This is a genomic window from Mucilaginibacter sp. (assembly GCF_964263795.1).
Taxonomy (GTDB): Bacteria; Bacteroidota; Bacteroidia; order Sphingobacteriales; family Sphingobacteriaceae; genus Mucilaginibacter.
Map to the genome: position 1 here is coordinate 122,994 of NZ_CAXVWK010000057.1, position 21,153 is coordinate 144,146.

General features: G+C 44.4%; 18 protein-coding genes. 12 read left to right on the top strand and 6 right to left on the bottom strand.

Annotation, left to right across the window (positions count from 1 at the left end):
* Nucleotides 1–27 precede the first annotated feature (27 nt).
* Nucleotides 28–1,485, bottom strand: a complete 1,458-nt coding sequence (locus ACE5CV_RS10370; RefSeq protein ID WP_374950092.1) for an aldehyde dehydrogenase family protein — start codon at nucleotides 1,483–1,485, stop codon at nucleotides 28–30.
* Nucleotides 1,486–1,998: 513 nt separating this feature from the next.
* Here ACE5CV_RS10370 and ACE5CV_RS10375 point away from each other — a divergent pair.
* The 3 genes from ACE5CV_RS10375 to ACE5CV_RS10385 are packed head-to-tail and all read left to right on the top strand — an operon-like array spanning nucleotide 1,999 to nucleotide 4,084.
* Nucleotides 1,999–2,457 carry a TQO small subunit DoxD gene (locus tag ACE5CV_RS10375; RefSeq protein ID WP_374950093.1) on the top strand — a complete coding sequence of 153 codons (459 nt, stop codon included), beginning with the start codon at nucleotides 1,999–2,001 and terminating at the stop codon, nucleotides 2,455–2,457.
* A 10-nt stretch (nucleotides 2,458–2,467) separates the two neighbouring features.
* Nucleotides 2,468–2,908: a carboxymuconolactone decarboxylase family protein gene (locus ACE5CV_RS10380; protein WP_374950094.1), complete on the top strand. Its 441-nt coding sequence runs from the start codon at nucleotides 2,468–2,470 to the stop codon at nucleotides 2,906–2,908.
* Nucleotides 2,909–2,923: 15 nt separating this feature from the next.
* On the top strand, nucleotides 2,924–4,084 hold the full coding sequence (locus tag ACE5CV_RS10385; RefSeq protein WP_374950095.1) for a Pycsar system effector family protein: 1,161 nt from the start codon (nucleotides 2,924–2,926) through the stop codon (nucleotides 4,082–4,084).
* Here the strand turns inward: ACE5CV_RS10385 and ACE5CV_RS10390 are convergent, their stop codons facing one another.
* Genes ACE5CV_RS10390 through ACE5CV_RS10410 form a run of 5 tightly spaced genes read right to left on the bottom strand, consistent with a single transcriptional unit; the run spans nucleotide 4,085 to nucleotide 9,118 of the window.
* The gene (locus tag ACE5CV_RS10390; protein ID WP_374950096.1) at nucleotides 4,085–5,629 is read right to left on the bottom strand and encodes an FAD-dependent oxidoreductase; all 1,545 of its coding nucleotides are present in this window, start codon (nucleotides 5,627–5,629) and stop codon (nucleotides 4,085–4,087) included. It abuts the gene before it with no gap.
* An 18-nt stretch (nucleotides 5,630–5,647) separates the two neighbouring features.
* Nucleotides 5,648–5,887: a hexameric tyrosine-coordinated heme protein gene (locus ACE5CV_RS10395; RefSeq protein WP_374950097.1), complete on the bottom strand. Its 240-nt coding sequence runs from the start codon at nucleotides 5,885–5,887 to the stop codon at nucleotides 5,648–5,650.
* Nucleotides 5,888–5,904: 17 nt separating this feature from the next.
* Nucleotides 5,905–6,945, bottom strand: coding sequence for a catalase family peroxidase (locus ACE5CV_RS10400; protein WP_374950098.1), 1,041 nt, complete (start codon nucleotides 6,943–6,945; stop codon nucleotides 5,905–5,907).
* A 26-nt stretch (nucleotides 6,946–6,971) separates the two neighbouring features.
* A complete protein-coding gene (locus tag ACE5CV_RS10405) occupies nucleotides 6,972–8,246 on the bottom strand; it encodes an NAD(P)/FAD-dependent oxidoreductase (protein WP_374950099.1) in 1,275 nt (424 codons plus the stop codon).
* 5 nt (nucleotides 8,247–8,251) lie between these two features.
* Nucleotides 8,252–9,118, bottom strand: coding sequence for a helix-turn-helix transcriptional regulator (locus tag ACE5CV_RS10410; RefSeq protein WP_374950100.1), 867 nt, complete (start codon nucleotides 9,116–9,118; stop codon nucleotides 8,252–8,254).
* Nucleotides 9,119–9,595: 477 nt separating this feature from the next.
* On the opposite strand from ACE5CV_RS10410, the gene ACE5CV_RS10415 reads away from it, so the two are divergent.
* The 9 genes from ACE5CV_RS10415 to acnA all read left to right on the top strand — a co-directional run bounded on the left by ACE5CV_RS10415 (nucleotide 9,596) and on the right by acnA (nucleotide 21,153).
* A complete protein-coding gene (locus ACE5CV_RS10415; RefSeq protein WP_374950101.1) occupies nucleotides 9,596–10,537 on the top strand; it encodes a sensor histidine kinase in 942 nt (313 codons plus the stop codon).
* 36 nt (nucleotides 10,538–10,573) lie between these two features.
* Entirely contained in the window at nucleotides 10,574–12,517 is a 1,944-nt protein-coding gene (locus ACE5CV_RS10420; RefSeq protein WP_374950102.1) for a sigma 54-interacting transcriptional regulator, read from the top strand.
* Nucleotides 12,518–12,672: 155 nt separating this feature from the next.
* Nucleotides 12,673–13,101: a hypothetical protein gene (locus tag ACE5CV_RS10425; RefSeq protein WP_374950103.1), complete on the top strand. Its 429-nt coding sequence runs from the start codon at nucleotides 12,673–12,675 to the stop codon at nucleotides 13,099–13,101.
* Nucleotides 13,102–13,167: 66 nt separating this feature from the next.
* Entirely contained in the window at nucleotides 13,168–14,283 is a 1,116-nt protein-coding gene (locus ACE5CV_RS10430; protein ID WP_374950104.1) for an ATP-binding protein, read from the top strand.
* 235 nt (nucleotides 14,284–14,518) lie between these two features.
* Nucleotides 14,519–16,657 (top strand): cbb3-type cytochrome c oxidase subunit I, encoded by a 2,139-nt coding sequence (locus tag ACE5CV_RS10435; protein WP_374950105.1) that lies wholly within the window; start codon nucleotides 14,519–14,521, stop codon nucleotides 16,655–16,657.
* A gap of 10 nt (nucleotides 16,658–16,667) precedes the next feature.
* On the top strand, nucleotides 16,668–17,678 hold the full coding sequence (locus ACE5CV_RS10440; protein WP_374950106.1) for a cbb3-type cytochrome c oxidase subunit II: 1,011 nt from the start codon (nucleotides 16,668–16,670) through the stop codon (nucleotides 17,676–17,678).
* 4 nt (nucleotides 17,679–17,682) lie between these two features.
* Nucleotides 17,683–17,961 (top strand): hypothetical protein, encoded by a 279-nt coding sequence (locus tag ACE5CV_RS10445; protein ID WP_374950107.1) that lies wholly within the window; start codon nucleotides 17,683–17,685, stop codon nucleotides 17,959–17,961.
* 2 nt (nucleotides 17,962–17,963) lie between these two features.
* Entirely contained in the window at nucleotides 17,964–18,371 is a 408-nt protein-coding gene (locus ACE5CV_RS10450) for a cytochrome C (RefSeq protein ID WP_374950108.1), read from the top strand.
* Nucleotides 18,372–18,381: 10 nt separating this feature from the next.
* Complete coding sequence (acnA, locus tag ACE5CV_RS10455; RefSeq protein WP_374950109.1) at nucleotides 18,382–21,153, top strand: aconitate hydratase AcnA; 2,772 nt, start codon at nucleotides 18,382–18,384, stop codon at nucleotides 21,151–21,153.

The following is a 21,153-nucleotide window of genomic DNA, read 5'->3' on the forward strand; positions in this document are numbered from 1 at the left end:
TTAGTCAGCGCAGGACGATTGTTCTGATTAAAAAGGATACTGACGGGTTTGATATTGAACACTGACCCACTGAACAGTTGTTAATTCATCAAGAATGAAGTTGCCGCCAAACCGACCAGTTCCGGAAGATTTCTCGCCGCCGAAGGGTGCATGAATCTCATCATTCGCAGTCTGATCATTTATATGCATCATACCTGTCTTGATCCGCTTAGAAAGCTGCATGGCCCGGTAAACATCCTTGGTATGTATAGCTCCACTTAAACCGAAGTCGGTTGCATTGGCAAGAGTTACGGCCTCATCGTCATCTTTAAATGACACCAGTCCTACAGCGGGGCCGAATATCTCTTCCTGAAAAATAGGCATCGTTTCGGTGACACCGGATAAAACAGTCGGCAATAAGATGTTATTTTCAGTTAGGTTTCCACATTCTACAATCGCACCAGCTTCCTGCGACCTGGCAATAACTCCCAGTATCCGCTGCAAGGCTTTATGGTCTATGACCGGCCCGATTATATTTACAGGATCAAGGGCGTCACCATGAGGCAGCTCTTTAGCCATGGCTACAAATTTCTCTTTGAAATCTTCGTACAAGCTGTCATGTATCATAATGCGGTTGACGGATATGCAAGCTTGTCCCTGATGCAGGAAACGACCGAAGATCGCGGCTTCCACAGCGTAATCAACGTCAGCATCATCCAGTACAATGAAAACGTTATTGCCGCCAAGTTCCAATGCAGATTTTTTCAGCTGCTCTCCGGCGATTTTGCCTATTCCGCGGCCGACAGGGGTAGACCCAGTAAAGGAAACCATTTTTGACACGGGGTGACCGGTAAAATAATCGCCTATGATATCTGATTTGCCAATTACAACATTAAGGACGCCCGCTGGTAAACCGGCTTCTTCCAAGACTTTAGCGATCAGCGTTCCGCCCGTAACCAAGGATTGGGTGGCTGGTTTGACCACTACGGTATTTCCAGTCCCCAGGGATGGCGCAATAGTACGCATGGAAAGATACAGTGGAAAGTTCCAAGGACTGATCAGCGCAATCACGCCCAGCGGTTTCCGGTAAATGAAGGATTCCTTGCCGTCAATGGTTGACGGCTGGATTGTTCCGTGCATGCGCGTAGGGAAACTTGCCGCTTCAATAAGGATATCACGTGCTTGCTGTGTTTCTACAAAAGCCTTAATATAAGTACTGCCGGTTTCAAGTGCCAGCCATTCAATAAATTCATTTTTACGGCGCCAAAGAATGTCCGCTGCTTTGAGTAGGATGTCGCGTTTAAACAACGGGTTTGAGTCTGCCCATGCTGACGAAGCGTTTTTTGCGGCGCTAAATGCTTCGTCAACGTCAGCATGGCCTGCGGAGTTCATGCTGTGTATGACTACGTCAGAAAACGGATTCAAGTTGTCAATGACTACGTTTTCTGTTCCGTCTTTCCAGGCCCCGTCGATGTACTGTTTGTTAAGGTTGGTGTACTTTTCCATATAAATCAGGTTTTATGTTTGCTAACGCATAAACCTGATGGCTAAAGCTGTGCCATTCGTTTATATACTTGTATATCAGTTGGTTGTTAAATATTACGTCCCTGAACTACTTTATTTCGTAAAAAGTATTTGTTGAATTACGAAATAATCCACATTATTTTGATGCAGGGAAAATAACCAATCGTAACTAAAGGCGAAATACGCGACGACCTCATGGGCTCCGGATCACGATTTACTTTATTTCGTAAAAATTGGATTACTACCTCCGAAATATCGGCAAAGTTTGAGATCGCGTTTAATTAAAGTGCTTGCTTACAGGCAGTTTTGAAATTGGCATTTTAATAGCAATGCGCTTTAGGTAATTAGGAAAACGATTAACCTTATTTGTTTCGTCTGATTCAGTTCGCAACAGATATGCTGAGTTCAATTTGCCCGTAACAACTGGGTGGATTGCCTGTGCTGTTAACTTAATCACATGAGGCGACTGTTTATTTCTTCTGACAATAGATCACAATGAAAACTACATTAAAATTTGCGCAGCTTTTTCTGCGGTTATCCCTGGGTATCGGTTTCTTATTTCCTGCAGCCGACCGGTTTGGCTGGCTTGGTCCGGCGGGACAGTTTAATGTTGATTGGGGGAACTGGCAAAATTTCGTTACTTACACCCATGTGCTGTTGCCTTTCTTAAACCCGTCGGCTACAAGTGTAATGGGCGGGTTGGCTACGTTAGCGGAGGTTATTTTTGGCATCCAATTTTTAATAGGGTATCAGACCAGACTTGCCGCGTTGGGTTCATTTTTGCTGACGCTGATCTTTGCATTGTGCATGGCCATCTTTATGGGTATTAAAGCGCCTTTCAATTATTCCGTATTTACGGATAGTGCGGCCGCATTACTTTTAGCAACAGTGCCTGTCTATTATTTCAGCTTGGATAATTATTTAAATAAAAAAGCGATAAATAACACATTATAATTAATAAAACATGAAAGCAAGATTTAACCTTTTGGCCGTAGTACCACAGGCGTACAAACCATTTATTGAGCTCGATAAGCTGTTAATGGACACTCAGCTGGATCCTGTACAGAAAGAGATGATTAAAATTCGCACCTCACAGATTAACGGCTGTGCGTATTGCCTGAACATACATACAAAGGATGCGCTAAAATACGGCGAAAATCCTCAGCGGATTTTTGTCATGAGTGCCTGGCGCGAGGCGCGAAACTGGTTTAGTGAGACAGATCAGCTTATTCTGGAAATTACAGAAGAAGTTACGCTGATTTCCAACCATGGTGTGAGTGACGAAGTGTTCGAAAGAGCAGTAACGATCCTGGGTGAAGAGACTACTGCTAAAGTTATACTGGCCATCGTCGCCATGAACTCCTGGAACAGATTAGGTATTGCGTTCGGTAAACATCCGGAATAAAAACTGTTACGATAAATGGAGTATCAGCGATCCCTGCAGTATGTAAAGGCCTTTGTAGACAATTACTACAGTAAGCACACAAAGCCGTGTTATGTTTACCATAACAAGAAGCACATCACAGATGTAGCATCACATGTAAAGGATATGGCTGCGTATTATCAGCTGAACGAACGCGATCGGTTTATTGTATTAGCGGCCACCTGGTTACACGATTTAGGTTATATGACCGATAAGGGTAACCATGAAGAGGCCGGTGCAACGATTGCTGAGTCCTTTCTGGCTGAGCAGGGATTCAGCAGCAAGGATATCGATGCCGTTAAATGTTGTATAATGGCAACGAAAGTACCGCAGGAACCGCTGATACTTTTGGAACAAATTGTTTGCGACGCTAATCTTTATACTTTGGGCACCGCTGACTTCTTTAAAGATGATAAATTATTACGTAAAGAAAAAAAGCTTCTGCACCATGGCGAAATCAAGAAAAAAAAATGGTGGCATGAGACAATTTCTTTTCTAGAAAGTCACAATTATCACACAGAATATTGCCGCATGTTACTGAACACCGGTAAGCATAACAACCTTTGTAAGTTGAAAGAAAAGCTTGGCCAACAAGGAAATTCAGGGATACAATCAAAAGTCGAAAAGCCGGTTCGGGGTATAGAGACAATGTTTAAAATAAGTTCGGGCAATCACCAGCGCCTAAGTGATATGGCTGATAACAAAGCGCACATCATGATTACTGTAAATTCTATCATACTATCAGCCATTATAAGTTTAGTGTTGCGAAAAATCGGAGAATACCATTACCTTGTAATGCCTATCCTGTTATTACTAAGTATTAGTTTGATCACTATGATATTTGCTATACTCGCGACCCGCCCAACCTTGCCGCACGGCACCTTCACAAAAGCGGATGTAAGCAACAAAGTAGTTAATCTGATTTTTTTCGGGAACTTTTATAAGATGAATTATGAGGATTATGATTCGGGCATGCAACAGGTCATGGCGGACAAGGGATTTCTCTACGGCACACTTAAAAGAGATATCTATGCCCAGGGAGTCGTTCTTGGCCGAAAATATTATTTACTGCGCCTTGCCTACAATGTTTTCATGTATGGCCTTATCATTTCGGTTCTCGCATTTGTGGTCGCGTTGGCCTGCGCTAATCTGCTCTGATCAATAAAATGAATTAAAATAGCTTATCAAGAGTTCAGGCGACATTTCATCAGCGATCAGTCCGATGAACTGATCCGGCCGAATGAGTATCGCTAATTTATTCGTTACACCCAAATCTGCCCATCCCAGGTTATAAGGTAAACAGACCACTTTAATCTCCGGCAAAAATTCAAGCTTCCTGAAATCAGGTAACCGGGAAAAATCGCCTATGATAAAAAGTACGAATCCTGCGAAGTTTAAATAGTAATAAGTATTTTCTTCATTGGGTAGATAATTAATATAAGGGCAACGGTCGCCGGGTTTAAATTTAATTTTCTGGATAGTTCTGTTAAAACGTGCCGGCCCCCTATCATAGTTATACCATAGTTGAGAAAGCGTCATGAAGATTATTTTCTTAACACCAGGCAGTAACAAAATTAGCTTAAAGCAGTAATGCAGTATGTGCTTGCGAAATATATGATGTAACCAGGTGCCCCGGGTCATTAAATCAAATACTCTGTCGGTAAATTTTAATAGCCATTTAGCGAAAGGTTGTCGTTCGGTATGGTAGGTGTCCAACAGACGGCTACCGGCCCGCTGCTTAACTGCAAGCCCAAGTTTCCAGGCGATATTATGGGCATCCTGAAGACCTGTGTTCATTCCCTGACCACCGGCAGGACTATGGACATGGGCAGCGTCCCCCAGCAGAAAGCAGTTCTTGTAACGGAAATGATCTATGCAGCGGTGATGTAAATGATAGATTGAAAACCAGTTGACATGGGCTATGTGCATGGAAATCTGCGCCGTTGCTAATATGACCGGCTTTAAAACTTCGAAACTTTCAATTTCCCGGTTGCTGAATCTTTTTGGAAGCGTACCTAAGATACGGTAAGCGCCGCCTCCGTTCATCGGGAAAAATGCACAGAAGTTTCCCCTTGCGGGTGTTGCAATCAGGCGGTTTGGCGATTGTTCCCATTCGATCTTTGCGTCGGCAACAAAAAATTTGTTGTAATAAGTACCGCCCCGGAACTTTATTTTAAGTGCATGCCTGACCGGACTGGTGGCACCGTCGCAGGCGAGCAGGTAACTGCCTTCAACAATAAGTGTTTGAATAGTTCCATCGACCGTTTGAACTAGTTTTGCGGTTACGAGATCTCCATGCTGCCTGAGTTCTTTAAATTCTGTACGCCACATCACATCGCGACCGGTATTCAAAAGAAACCCGTAAAGCAGCTTTTCATTATGATATTGTTCAAAAGATTGAAAGGCCGGAAAATCGGTCAGGCCGCTGCCATTTTCCGACAGGCTGAAACTGGCTTTTTGCCGGCCACCGATAAAAATTGAAAAATCAGGAACCGGTTTGCTTTTTGCTAACAAGTCGGTTCCCAGTCCCATCTGCTGAAAAATTTCCAAACTGCGCGGCGTGACGATCATCGCCCGCGACTCTAGGGTGGGACCAGTCTTTCTGTCAACAATGATCAGGTCACAATTGAAGCGGGCCAACTGGCACGCAGCCATCAGGCCGGTGGGGCCCGCTCCAATGATGATGATCTTGGTACGCATCATGAACTTAACAATGGTCCGTTATTTCCAGTAGTTATTTGCCGCTGCAATCGTGGCAAATTCTAAAGCGACTGTCTGGCCGATTGCTATCAGCATAGCGGCGTCTTCTGCATAAATAGGTCGCAATTTTTCTCTGATAGCAGCATCGGGCTGGGTTGCTTTGATGATCAGTCTGGACATTTTTATTGCCAGTGCACGGCCTTCTTCGGGCGTAGCGGTAATTAAAGAATTACCGGGTATTAATGATAGATTCTCGTTCATATGTTTTCTTTTTTAAATTATTGTTGACGCTCTTTAACAGAAATTGGGTAAAGGCGGGCACGGTCGGCAACCATCGGATCGGCAATCTCGATCCCAGCAGGCAGGTTGCCCGGGTTAAATACCAACGCCTTATCCTTTTCTAAACTATTATCAGCCAAATGGGTAATTGTAATTGTACCCAGTAATACGCGCCTGCGGTCCTCCGGCCAGGCGATTGAAGGATTGTTGACCTGATCTCCTGATTCGGCTACCTGGGCATACAGTTTAAATTTGACAGCGCCTGCTGCAACACGTTTTTTGATTTCGGCAGAAAGATAATCGTTATCTAATCGTTTAAACTCATCTGCAGTCAGGAATTGTTCACCTGCTTCGGGTACAATCTGGTATCTGATAAAAGCTGCACTGCCCTTACTATTAACAAACTTAAAACTGTTTACCCCAAAGTAGGACAGTGTTCCGTAACTCACTGAAGGTGGTTTCTGTGTCGTTACAAATACTTTTGCTATAGGATGCGTGCCAAGAAAATCTTCGATGGCATTCGGATGCTGCGCCTCAGGTCCGCTTTTGGATATGTTCAGCAAAAATTCCCTGAATTCATCTGTCGTAGCAACAGGAAACCCGTTAAAGCTATGCGCAATGATGTCCGTGCTTTTGCCGCCTGCCAGTTGGAACTTAATAGCCATACCACGGGGGTTTGAGGCGCCGATTGTATCGGAAATATCAGGGATTCCTGTGAAATCGGAAAAGCGAACAATTACAGATGAAGTTAAGTGATGCAGGTGAGGTGCATGCGAAAGCATTTTTGCACTGGTGGCCGGCGAAAAAGTACCGGTGAAGAACAAGCCTTTGGCATGTACAGCACGTGCATTGGGATGCTTGCCGAAGGCGGCGTGAAGCGCCCCAACCATTTCTGCTGATGTCGCTTTTGTACCAGTGCTTTGTGCCTCTGACTTTGAAGAATAAATAAGCATGCTAAGCAGCAGGACAGTTAACTTACCTATTTTTGCCGCTATAATGCAGCCAACGGATAAACTGGCAGTGTTTGTGTTTTTTTTCATTATTGTTGGATTAAAGTGAACCTTTGCTATGACCTGAAGATCATTCGCAGCGACTGGTCTTTTGATAAGTAAGCGACAGACCAGTTGTAAAGCGTTTTAAGTTTGTTGGTATAGCTGACTAGTGATATAAGATGGATAAAAAGCCAGATAAACAACGCTGCGACACCACTTAGATGAACCTTATGCTTGAACATATCAACTACTGCATTGTGCCGGCCTACAATAGCCATGTCTCCCTTATCAAAGTATATAAAAGGCTTGGACTGCTTGTCATAAGCTATCGCAAGAAAATTAGCTGCCAGATTCCGTCCCTGCTGGATAGCTACCTGTGCCAGCTGGGGATGTCCGCGGGGATAGGCCGGATCTGTAGTCATTATTGATGAATCCCCAATCGCATAGATGTGCTCAAGGCCGGTTACTTTATTGAACTGATCAGTTATCATACGCTGGCCCGGCCCGAGCGCTTCCTGTGGTATACCCTCGAATGTATTAGCCGTAATGCCGGCTGCCCAGATCAATGTCTGTGCTGCAATCGTCTCACCATTATTCAAGGTTACTACAGCATTTTTGAAGTCAGCCACACGGGTTTTAAGCTTAACATGAACGCCCAGTCGCGTAAGCGCCCTTTGGGTTTCCTGATGGGTCTTTTCGCTCATCGGTGCGAGCAGGTTCTCACCTCCATCCACAATATAGATCTCACCTCCACTGCTTTTTATTTCGGGATAATCCTTTGTTAAAATGTGTTTTTTCATTTCTGCCAGCATGCCTGACACTTCTACACCTGTTGGGCCACCGCCGGCAACAACGATCGTCAACAGTTTTCGGCGCTCATCTGGATCGGTACATACTGATGCTCGTTCAAGAGTCTTCAACAACGCGTTTCGCATCATAAGTGCATCATCAATCGTTTTCATCGGGAGCGCATTGTTCTTAATGTTCTCATTCCCGAAAAAGTTGGTACGCGCTCCGGTAGCAAATACCAGCTCGTCGTAATGCAATTTACCATTATCGAGATAAGCTACGCGGTTTGTAGGGTCAACTTTCATCAGTTCGCCCATGCGAAACGTTACCTGTTCATTCCGGAAGAGTTTGCGAAAAGGATAGCTGATGCTTGATGGATCTAAAAAGCTGGTAGCTACCTGGTATAGCAGCGGCGGAAAGTAATTGTAATTATTCCGGTCAATGAGTATGATTTGATAAATCTCGCTCTTCATCAGTTCCTGCGCAAGATTCATTCCTGCAAACCCGCCGCCAATGATCAGCAGCTTTTTTCGTTTATAAATGGGTAAACTTGATTCCATATTCATTAAATTACTGATTGTAAAATCCTGTCTCTGTTTTTGAATTCTGAAAAGTTCATGCCCGTTGTGTTTTTAAAAAACTTGCTGAAGTGGGCCATATCGCAAAACCCGAGATCATAGGCAACGCTCTTCATGCATATATTGGAGGATGCAGCCTGACGCTTTGCTTCAAGAGCCACCCGCTGGCGTATATGGTGGCCGGCTGAACACCCTGTTGTTTTCTTAATTACTTCGTTCAGATAATTAGGAGTAACAGATAACGCTTCAGCAAAGTAAGCTACCGTTTTTTGGGTACGGAAGTTATTTTCCAGCAACGACATGAAACGGTCGACGATAGCCTCGTTACGGCTATGTCTGGGTTGGTAGACAGGGTGATCAAGAAAGCCTGAAACGTAGAGGAGAAATATTTTTAAATACCTTTTTAAAATGTCACAGCGGAACAGGTGATTGCGACGGAACTCTTTAATCATTATAGCCATTATTGTTTCCATATCTTCGAGTTCAGTACCTGCAGCGGTTGTTTGTGTACGGGCGAATACCTGATAAAAATTGCTGTATGTAGCCGCGCCCTCACTATCTGCTACGTCAAGGAAAGAAGAACTGAACGAAATAATATAGCCGTCAAGTTCATCCGTAAGCTGCAGGTTACAAAGCTGGCCGGGCTTAACAAACAGCAACTGGTTCTGTGCAGTCAGCCCTTTAAGCTGCGCCAGCCGGTATGTCCCCTTTCCGCGGGTGATCCAGATAATTTTGAAATGATCATCGCGTTGTAAAGTGCCATTTTCACTCAAACGCTGTAAAGGGCCAATACTAAAGGCGGAACTAGTATTTTCTGAACCCGGATAAGGCGATAACTTGTGCAACTGTTTCATAGCATATTTAATTAGGTAATTACTACAGTTGCCATTATCCCCAATATTATGCCTTGTTGCATAATTCATTGATTGTGAGTTATTTAAATAGAATTTGGGCGTCTTAAAAATACGATATATCCGATATCAGATAAGGTAGTTACGATATTTCGTATTTGTAATCATAATTGCCAGATCAGCATCAGCGAAGTGAACAAGAGGTTATAGCTCCCGTCGAAATATTAATTATGCGGAGGCATGAGGCCTTCAAAGCAAACCGCACGTCGTAAATCGATGATTAATACAATTAAAGGCTGTTTTTATACATTGATTCAGACCGCCTGATACAGCATATTTATCGAAAATTATTCAGTTGCTGCTTTTGATCTGCTCTAACCTTCTTTGTCAGTTAGGGCGAATATATAAGTTCAACCGGCAGCGTACAATTTAAATAATCAACTGGTAGCGGCCCGGTATATCAAGTTCAGCCCGAAAAATATGTTTAAGATTTTAATTTGCCTGTGTTTCGTAGTAACAATGAATTTCGATGCCCTTTGTCAGGTTGCAAATCATACGGTTCACCTAAACGAAGGGTCGAGAGGCAATGTAGAAAATCAGGAAAAATCTGTAAAGGAGTTCACAATCTGTCAGCGAAAGGTTACTATCATGGTTTTGGCTACACTTGTGATTATCGCTGGAGTAAGTTACAATAGTCATCGGAATATAAGAAAATGTAATTTTGAAGCACAATTCCAAAAGATTGAGATTGATGAGCAGGAAGCCCGGTTGCAAAGACTGACCGAAGAAAGGAACAAAATACTCCGGGAAAGAAACTGGCTGTTAAAGGAAGTTCGGCACCGTGTCAAAAATAATCTTCAGGTCGTAACGAGTTTGCTAAACACTCAGTCGGCCTATTTAAAAGATCATGTAGCCATTGAAGCAATGAGTGATAGCCGGAACCGGGTGCATGCGATTTCACTTATCCATCAGAAGTTATATGCCAGCTGTGCTTCGGATGTTGACATGAACACTTACATAAAAGACCTTGTAACCTATTTAAGTGACTCATTTTGCACGACGCAAAAGGGGATTCACATCAAGCAAGTAATGGATCCGTTTGTAATGGAGCTGGAGCAGGCCATACCGATCGGACTCATCTTGAATGAAGGGATTACGAACGCGATAAAACATGCATTTGACAATGGCACAGGCCAGATAACAATCCGTTTGATACTATATGAGAACAATCAGGTTTTGCTTACCTTGTCAGATAATGGAAAAGGAATGAGCCCGAACTTCAGTTTGGATCAGACAAATACTTTTGGAATGGAAATGATGAAAGCACTTTGCAGGCAGTTGAACGGCAGTTTTCAAATTGAAAATAGAAACGGAGTTACCATGAGCGTTAGTTTCCGGTTACAAAAAACGAAGCTGATGTAGCAGCAGAGATATTATTAATCACATGTATAGCTGAAGATGGAAAAAAGGATACTTATAGTGGAAGATGAATCTATGATCGCGTTTGATCTTAAACTGATCCTGACAAGGGCAGGTTATAAGGTTTGCGGCGTTGCTGATTCTGTGGCGGAAGCGATAAAACTGGTTGATGAGCAAAAACCTGAAATGGTTTTACTTGATATTTTCCTTAAAGGACCGTTAAATGGCATTGATCTGGCGAAAATATTAAGGGAAAAAGGAGTCGGCTTTGTCTACTTGTCAGCTAACTTTCAGGAAAGTATACTTGATCTTGCAAAAATTACGCAGCCATACGGTTTTCTTGTAAAGCCTTTCCGAGAAAAGGAACTGCTCATATCACTTGACGTTGCTTTTTTCAGACATAAGAACAGTTTAGAACAACAGCTGCACCAGGAGCAGGGGTTGCAGAATCTGTTAAGTAAAATTGAAAAAGACTCTTTAGATTTTAACCAGAAAATATTAAAGGTGATTAGCTCGCTTCAAGCCTATATGCCTTATGATTTTCTTAGAGTAGACTTGAAGCGTTCCGAGAACCAACCTCATGAGGAAATATCATTCATGCGCACTGGTTTTAATGAATACCAGGTTTTGACAAAGGAAGATCTGCTGCAAAGTATGCGTATTGGGGTGACAGAATATCATGCGAAGCAATGTATTACCTTTGCGACATTAAAAGCCGAGTTTTTTAATGCTGATCAACTGAAAAATGCATGGAAATACTACCCTGTCGGCAAAATAATTGCTGACAATTTTCAGCTGCTTTCGTTTCTCAATATTCCCTTCTTGCTGTCCGGCGGCGAAATTGTGACAATGTGTTTTTACAGCCGTAAACCTGATGTCTATACCCCCCAGCATCTCTCCATGATGAACCGTATTCAGAATTCACTTACTAGGGCGCTTGAGAATATCTGGCTTGCATCGAAGCCGAGATTAAGCAACCTTCAATTCGAAAGCCCTACGGAAGTCGCCATGAAAGCGGACAAGCGAAAGGTTTTCGATGGTATTATTGGTAACAGTCATCAGATGTTAAGCGTGCAGGACATGGTCTCTATAGTAGCTCCACTCGACACGTCAGTGCTGATTTTAGGTGAAAGCGGAACCGGCAAGGAGCGGATTGCGAAAAGCATCCACGAATTGTCCTTGCGTCGTGAAAAACCTCTGATCATTGTCAATTGTGCATCTTTACCCGTTAATCTTATTGAATCCGAATTGTTTGGACATGAAAAAGGTGCATTTACAGGGGCAATAGAAAAGCGTATAGGTAAGTTCGAACTGGCTGATAAAGGAACTATCTTTCTTGATGAAATAGGAGAAATGCCTGCCGAGCTTCAGGTGAAGTTACTGAGAGTACTGCAGGAACACGAGATCGAGCGGATAGGCGGGCGTTCCCCCATAAAGATCAGTGTGCGTATCATCGCTGCTACTAACCGTATCCTGGAAAAAGAAGTTGAGGAAGGACGTTTCCGTCTCGATCTTTATTACCGTCTGTATGTTTTTCCCATTCTGATCGCACCCCTGCGCGATCGAAAAGAAGATATACCTGTATTGATCGATTACTTTATATCACGCTATGCACGAAAAAGCAAAAAAGAAATTATTGGAGTGACCCCTGCTGTTCTGGCGCAGCTGGCTGATTATTATTGGCCTGGGAACGTCCGTGAGTTGGAAAATCTGATTGAACGCAGTATACTATTAACCGACGGGCCATTTATAAAGGAGGTTTTTCTACCAAAACTTTTTGCGGGCAGGCAGACAGAAGTTCCGGCAGACTCAGGCAAGCTTAAAACGATAGATGATAATGCAAGGGAACACATATTAACTGTGTTGAAAAGATGCAAGGGAAAGATCAGCGGAGCTGGCGGCGCTGCAGAAATGCTTGAAATACTCCCGACAACACTTCATTCAAAAATTAAAAAGCTCGGTATCCGAAAGGAAGATATCTGATGATAGCGCTTTGATAAGCCGGTTGTTCAAACAACCGGCTTTTTCAATAGGTAATTTGTACGACGATATCCTTAATCGGTACATTGATAAACGTGCGTTTCATGCTGAACTTTACTTCAATGAAACAATAGCTTCAAAACTTAAAACGCAGGAATATGAAAAACCGACAATCCTTCTTTACTGCTTTCCTTCTAAGCATGATCTTGGTTATATGGTATAATATTACATTGCTGATTCTCAACGATCAGCCAGGCCATACGGATCATGACCAGACAGGACTTCTGCTGTTACAGGTACTGTTAATTGTTAAATTTATCAGCGTTTTTATAATAACCATGCCGGCTAATTTAAGCTTTAAACAGCTCACTGCAGGATTTATAGCGGCGGATTTGATATACGGGCTTCCGTTGGTCTTTAACAAGACAGCATATTCGTTCCCGCCTGAAATACTTATTGTGCAGATTCTTTTAGTATGTATCGACCTTGTTCCGGGGCGCCGGAGAGCTCACGTAACTGATGTGTTTTATAAATGGCGAACCTCAGAAGAAATAATTATTCAGTCTTATCAAATCCAGAATATGTAAATGTGAAGAAGGAATCCAGTATGGCACAAATTTATAATAGTTACTTGTCCGACCAATCAAATAAATATGAAAGCGCACAGAGCCGTTACTAGTGGAAAGCCAGGTATATCAGCAGATTACGCTGACCCGGGCGTTTATGCAGGCTGCTGGAAATTGATGCTGAAGACAAATAGCCTGACTTTGTGTCCGCGCAGCCGCAAAATGATCGGCTTGGAGGCAGCACGGGGCCTAGATATTCAGCAGCTACTAAGCCTTATGCCCGCAAAACAGGTAAAGATCCTGATTCATGAATTCAATTACGCCTGTGCATTTGATACAAAGCTAGAAATGCAAATAAAAACGAATCTACCTGATGGTAAAATTAAGTGGTTCCGCCTAACAGGAATACTTTATTATCGTCGCTGGGACAGTCCGGATCAGATGGTTGGTGTAATTGAAGATATAAGCCAACAGGTGAACGAAGAATGCCTGAGCCTTGCCGTCGTCAATCATGAACTTCGAAGCCCGCTGACCGTTATCAAGTTAAATGTGCAGTTATTGATCAATATCTTATCCGGAAACGTCGACAAATATCCCGTCAGGCTCCTTCGCAATGTGGAACTACATATTAATTGTATGACAAGCCTGATGGAAGAATACCTCGCCTCTCCGGTAAATGATAAAAGACAGCGGGAAATGAACCGTACGGTATTTGACCTTGATGATCTGATCGATATCATCATCAGTGAAATGAAACTAGTGTATCCGGGACACCGTTTTATCAAGCAGGAAGGTGGGCCCGTATTGGTCAAAGCGGACAAATACAAAATTGTGCAGGTCTTCATCAATTACCTTACGAATGCAGTGAACTTTTCTCCCCAATCCTCGCAGATCGCTATCCAGGTGTCAGCTGTTGAAGCTTATGTTGTTGTGTCCGTTCAGGACCAAGGAATAGGTATTCCTCCAGGTCAGGAAGAACAGATATTTCAAAAGTTCTACCGCTCCGACTTAAAATCCGTAAGGCAGAAAAACAGTAAGGGGCTGGGTTTATACTTGGTAAAACAAATCATCGGTGAACATAACGGCGCAGTGAGGGCAGAAAGAGGAAAAGAGGGCGGATCTGTATTCTATTTCAGCTTACCGGTGTACTGCGAGGAGACAAATAAGATGGCCGCGAGGGCCGGACAAAAACTGTATCAATAGTCAAGATTATGCAAGGAAATAATAAAATACCTAATTGTCTTTTATTATTCGCGTTAACTCCTACCTTTGCAGGAGAGATGGGAAAGTTTTCTCAAACCAGGTCAGCTCAGCGACGAACTCCTCTGGATTTTATATTTCTGAAGCAATAGGTTAAACGATACAGACTTATTTAAAATACGTTTAGTCGAATCAGAATAATAATTAAAAAAGATATTAAGGTATTAATATATTTAATATGAAAACAAAGTTTACTAGTAATATCGTCTGCCTCAGCCCAATTTTATTGATCAGCAGTATTGTAAGGGCAGATGACACAGGTGCTCAGAATGACAGCGACATTGGCACGGGTCTCCTTTTTGCGCTGATGATCTTTATTTTGCTGTTGTTGTGTTTGTGGCTATATCGGTTGTCTCTAAGATTAAAAGATGAAGCTGCCGGCCTCGAATTTGATCCGCACGATGCTAGTGAAAAGTTAAGCAGATTGAACCGTGCACAAATAGGTCAGCTTGTAGGTCATAGCCTGAGAAAAGATAACTGCGCGGGTAAAAAGTTAAATGACAGAGGCATGAAAAGGATTACCCTGTTACTTTTCCTGATCTCGTGTTCAATCAAATCATTAGCGCAGGATACAGATTCGGCCAGTAATGCACTTAGCAGTCCGGGCATGTATATAATGATTACACTTATCATGATCCCATTGGTACTGCTGATCTGGTTTGCGGGCCTTAAGTTAAGCAGGCTCGTTTCAAGAACCAGATCTTCCCGGATTACTAAGGAAACGCGCGAACTTAGTCGCCTTCTGCAAAGTGATGAAGAATTTTATGCCGGAGTGTTGCGACGCAGGGAAGCACTCGATTTTTCACTGACAAATAAAGAGCTGGCTGGCGATAGCGAGCCGGCTGATAAAAAGGGGTTGCTTCATAATATAGCAGAGGTCAGCAGCGTACGGTTCATTGCACCTAAAAGAAAGGCGGCGAAAAGGCATGAAATCGATCAAAAGCTCGTAAACCTTATCCTGTGGTTCATTTGCAGCGGCACCTTCTGGTTAGTGGCAGGAACATCTATAGGCGAATACATCGGGATCAAATTCGTGTCTCCTGACGCCGATCACGTAAGCTGGCTGAGCTTTGGAAGACTGCGCCCCGTTCATACCAATATGGTTTTCTGGGGCTGGTCCTCCCTTGCAATGCTTGGACTCGGACACTATGTAGTTACCACAGTCAGCAACACTGCGCTTGTCAGCATAAAACGAGGGTATTATTCACTCATATTGATCAATGCCGCGGTCCTGGCTGGCACTGTTTCTCTGATGTCCGGTATCAACAACGGAGGAGGAGAATACAGGGAATATACATGGCCGGTCATGGGACTGTTTGCAGTTGGCATCGTAATAACGCTTGTGAACTTTCTCCAGACAATCGCCCGCAGAAAAACGAGTGAGATTTATATATCGAACTGGTACATTATTGCAGCTGTAATGTTTCTGATCGTCATTGTCGTGGTAGGCTATATTCCATGGTGGCAGAACGGGCTGGGTGAAACCATCATTCAGGGGTTTTATATGCATCAGGCAGTAGGCATGTGGTTTATGCTCTTTAGTTTAGGGCTGGTTTATTACTTCTTACCGCAGCAGCTGAATACACCAATATACTCATACAGCTTAGGAATTCTCGCTTTCTGGTCACAGATTTTATTTTATACGCTGATCGGCACGCACCACTTTTTATTTAGTTCAATTCCGTGGTGGCTCCAGACCGTTGCAATTGTAGGCAGCGTCGGGATGCTTATCCCTGTATTCTCCGGCACTACCAATTTTTTAATGACCATTAAAGGCAATTACCATAAGATCGGCCGTAGTTACACACTGCCATTTTTCCTCACAGGGATTATCTTTTACTTTACCGGGTCTGCGCAGGGAACGGCTGAAGCATTTCGATCCGCCAACCTGGTGTGGCATTTTACCGACTTTACAGTAGCCCATTCTCATATAACAATGTACGGCATCATTGCCTTCATGCTCTGGGCATGTATTTATACCCTGGTACCCCGCCTGACCGGAAAGGAGGCGAAACAGGGACTTGTAGGAGCCCATTTCTGGATGGCGCTCGTCGGCATCCTGTTTTATTCCATACCGCTAATGATAGGAGGAACACTGAAAGGCATGAACTGGGTGGCCGGAAAGCCGTTCATCGACAGCGTTACAATGATGGCGCCTTATTGGCTCTGGCGGGCTATAGGAGGTTCCCTAATGTGGGGCTCCCACCTAATTTTTGCCTGGAACATGTATGCGATGACATGCATTACGACGGAATCGGAATTACAGGCTGAAATATTCGATAAGCTGGAAAATTTGCAGACTAACACGACAATTTAAGTTTTACGAAATGGATATCTATAACAACCACAAAAAGCTTTACCTGGCGGCCCTGTTCCTTTTTATTGTTCTCACCATTTTTGTGGCCATTCTTCCTGCCCTGAACAATCAGACCAACAATGCGCCACTTCCGGGCAGCAAACCGCTAAGCAGGCTGGAAGAAGAGGGTAAAGACATTTTTATTGCCGAAGGATGCGTTGCCTGCCATACACAGCAGGTTCGTAATCTTGATATGGATAAATCTTGGGGAACGCGGCCTGGTATAGCCGCAGATTACGCGCGCAATAAAAGAGTAGATGTTTGGCGTAACACCGCCACTTTGATGGGGTCTGAAAGGACAGGACCTGACCTGACAAGTATCGGTAGCCGCCAGTCCAGTTCGGACTGGCATATGCTTCACTTATATAACCCAAGAGCAGTAGTGCCCGGATCAGTTATGCCATCGTACGCGTGGCTTTTTACTGCCAGGGATTATGCCTATCCGGAAGATGTTGTTGTTACAGTGCCGGAGCAGTATCGTAAAGGTGTTACCGGTAAAATTGTAGCGTCACACGAAGCATTAGCATTGGTAGCCTATTTAAAATCGCTCCGGCAAACTCCCTTGCCGATCGGTAAACCAACGCCTGTTTTTTTGTATGGAAAAGACGCTGCCGCCGGCAGCCTTCCTCAGACAAAAGGAACAGCAACCCCAGGTTTGGATGGTGCCGCGCTTTATGCCAGCAATTGCCAGTCCTGCCATCAGGAAAACGGTCAGGGTTTAGTTGGTGCCTTTCCGGCGCTAAAGGGTAGCAAAGTTGTACTTGATGCAAATCCTGATGTGCAAGTGACTATCATTATGAAGGGCTATAATGGCCGTGTCAGTGAAGGGTATGGTATTATGCCGCCTGTGGGCGTGAACAATAACCTTAAGCCGGAGGAAGTCGCTGCCATTGTCAACCATGAACGCTCAAACTGGGGAAATAACTCGAAGAAAGTTACTGTGGACCAGGTTAAAAAAATTATTGCATCCTTAAAAAAATAGCATCATGAAAAATCTCAATCAGTCATTCAGACGTACTTTAATCCTTTTATTCCTGTTTACCCCATCATTAAGCGTCCTGGCCTGTGACGCCTGCAAGAAGCAACAGCCGAAATTCCTGCAGGGTATCACTCATGGAACGGGGCCCGACAGTGGTTGGGACTACCTGATCGTAGCCATTATGGTCGTTATTACACTCTATGTCTTTGCAGCCACATTAAAATGTCTGATCAAACCGGCAGAAAGTGAAGAACGGCATATCAAAAGAATGATATTAAATGACTAACCATGAGAAATCAAAGCTTTGTAACCCTGTTTATAGATGATGATCCTCAGCCGGTTGGTGAATTTCCGGCACCGGTGGCATTCGAACTTGATACACGAAAACTGGTGGATGGCAGTCATGTTTTAAAAGTTATCAGTAAAGACCATGTTGGAAAAGAAGGCATTAAACTAATTCCCTTCAGCGTCCGTAACGGTCCGGCGATCGCAGTTGAAGGCCTGAGGAAGGACGAAGTTGTGGAAGGCACACTGCCGTTAATGATCAATGCCTACAGCAAAGGCGACCAGAAAACGTTCGTCCTTCATGGTAGCGAGACCCCGCAAAGTATTCCCTGGTGGCTTGTCGCAGGCATTATCATGTTTCTTGCCTGGACCGGGTATTTTATTATCACTTCCCTGTCGGTCAAACTATAATTATAATACTATGAATTCAGATCCATATCAAATCAGGCAAGCGCTGGTTACCGGAAACGGTACTTATGATTATTTTAGTCTGGCGGCGCTGCAGACGAAAGGTTATGACATAGGGGCCTTACCTTTTTCTATCCGCGTTCTGCTCGAGAACGCGCTAAGGAATTATGATGGTTTCGCAGTTACAGCTGAACACATCTCCGGCCTCCTTGACTGGGGATCAGGAAGTACTGCACTGGAAATTCCTTTCAAGCCGGCGCGTGTGCTCATGCAGGATTTTACGGGTGTCCCTGCAGTTGTCGATATAGCCTCACTGCGTGCCGAACTGGTTCGTAAAGGAAAAGATCCGGCGCGCATAAATCCGTTGGTTCCTGTTGACCTGGTGGTGGATCATTCCGTTCAGGTCGATTATTATGGAACCTCATATGCTTATGAGATGAATATCGCCGGTGAATATGAGCGCAACACAGAAAGATACCAATTCCTGAAATGGGCTCAAAATGCATTCGATAATTTCAGCGTTGTGCCGCCCGGAATGGGAATTTGTCATCAGGTCAATCTAGAGTATCTGGCTAAAGGCGTCATTGAACGTGAAGGTCTTGTTTTTCCGGACACGCTGGTAGGTACGGACAGTCACACGCCTATGGTAAATGGCATTGGCGTCATAGGCTGGGGTGTAGGGGGCATTGAGGCGGAAGCGGCTATGCTTGGCCAGCCTGTATATTTCATCATACCGGAAGTAATCGGGCTTGAACTTACTGGTAAACTGCCTGCCGGCAGTACCGGAACCGATCTCGTCCTAACCATTACAGAACTGCTTCGTACCCGTGGCGTTATCGGCAAGTTCGTTGAGGTTTTCGGTTCTGCGCTTGATGAACTATCGGTACCGGACAGGGCAAGTATCGGCAACATGTCACCGGAGTTCGGCTGTACAGTTACTTATTTTCCAGTCGATGAAAAGACCCTTGAGTACATGCGCAAAAGTGACCGTTCTGAACAGCAGGTACAGCTCGTGGAACAGTACTGCAAGGCTAATCTGTTGTGGCGGACAGGCAGTGAAAAAATAGCATATACTCAAGTTGTAAAACTTGACCTCACTACGGTTGAACAAACAGTTTCCGGTCCAAAACGCCCGCAGGACAAAATCCTGCTTAAAAATTTTAAAAGCACTTTCATTACTCTGCTTGAGGAAAATTACGGTCGGAAATATATACCGCAGCCTGATTCAATCAGTCGTTGGAAAGGAGAAGGCGGCAGTCAGCCCTTGGTAAGCGTTCCTGCCGAGCTGCCCGAAACAATAGTGGAAGTAGCCAACCATGATGCGCAGAAGGAGATTTGGATTACAACCGGGCAGCAAAAGCTGCGTTTGAGTGACGGCAGTATTGTCATAGCAGCAATCACCTCTTGTACAAACACCTCAAATCCTTATGTTATGCTTGGGGCCGGCTTAGTTGCACGCAAAGCTCGCGAACGCGGTATCAACGTCAAACCATGGGTCAAGACATCGCTGGCACCCGGATCTAAGGTTGTTACCGATTACCTGCGCAGGGCGGAGCTGCTGGCCGACCTGGAAGCACTGAACTTTCATATTGTCGGATATGGCTGTACAACATGCATCGGAAACTCCGGTCCTCTGCCGCCTCATATTTCCAAACCTATTGATGAGGAAGGCCTCGTTGTGGCCGCTGTACTGTCCGGTAACCGCAATTTTGAGGCCCGGATTCATCCGCAGGTCCGTATGAATTTTTTAATGTCGCCTATGCTTGTTGTTGCCTATGCTATAGCCGGCAGGGTGGATATAGACCTGTTGAATGAACCTGTAGATTTTGACACCAATCAGCGTCCGGTTTTTCTAAAGGATATATGGCCGACACAGGAAGAAATCTCAGTATTAATGAGCAAAGTGCTGCTGAAAGAGGATTTCTCCAGCAATTACGCTACCATCTTAGATGGCAACGGAATCTGGCGAGGATTAGCTGTCAGTGCTGAGAAACTGTATAACTGGGATCACTCTTCAACGTATATCAGGGAAGCACCATTCTTTAGGGACCTGCCGCTTATCCCTGCTGCATTGAAGGATGTCACATCCGCGAGAGTTTTGCTTTACCTGGGTGACAGCGTAACCACCGACCATATCTCACCTGCAGGTTCATTTAGTGAATTTTCAGCCGCAGGCCTCTACCTGAACAGCCTGGGCGTGGTCAAAGAAAATTTCAACTCATACGGCTCGCGTCGGGGAAACGATGAGGTTATGATCAGGGGTACTTTTGCTAACGTGCGGCTGAAGAATAAACTGGCCCGAACCGAGGGCGGGTATACGCAAATCTTGCCGGCCGGACAGGAGCTGACTGTATACGAGGCTGCAATGGAATACCGAAAGACCGGAACACCGCTGATCGTACTTGCCGGCAAGGAATATGGTAGTGGCTCCTCCCGCGACTGGGCTGCTAAAGGAACTTTCCTTTTAGGGATCAGAATAGTCATTGCGGAAAGTTACGAGCGTATCCACCGCAGTAATCTGGTGGGTATGGGAGTGCTGCCGCTTCAGTTCCTACCCGGCCAAACTGCTGATTCCTTGGGACTGACCGGGTTGGAAATATTTGATTTCGAAGGTATCGAAAGCGTATACCCCAACAAGCAAGTCAGCGTAACTGCAACGGATCCGGCGGGTAAAGTGAAAGTCTTTGATGTCGTCGCCCGCCTTGACTCGCTGGTCGAGATCGAATATTACCGGAATGGTGGCATCCTGCAATATGTTTTGAGACAGTTCCTCAAAGAGATTTAA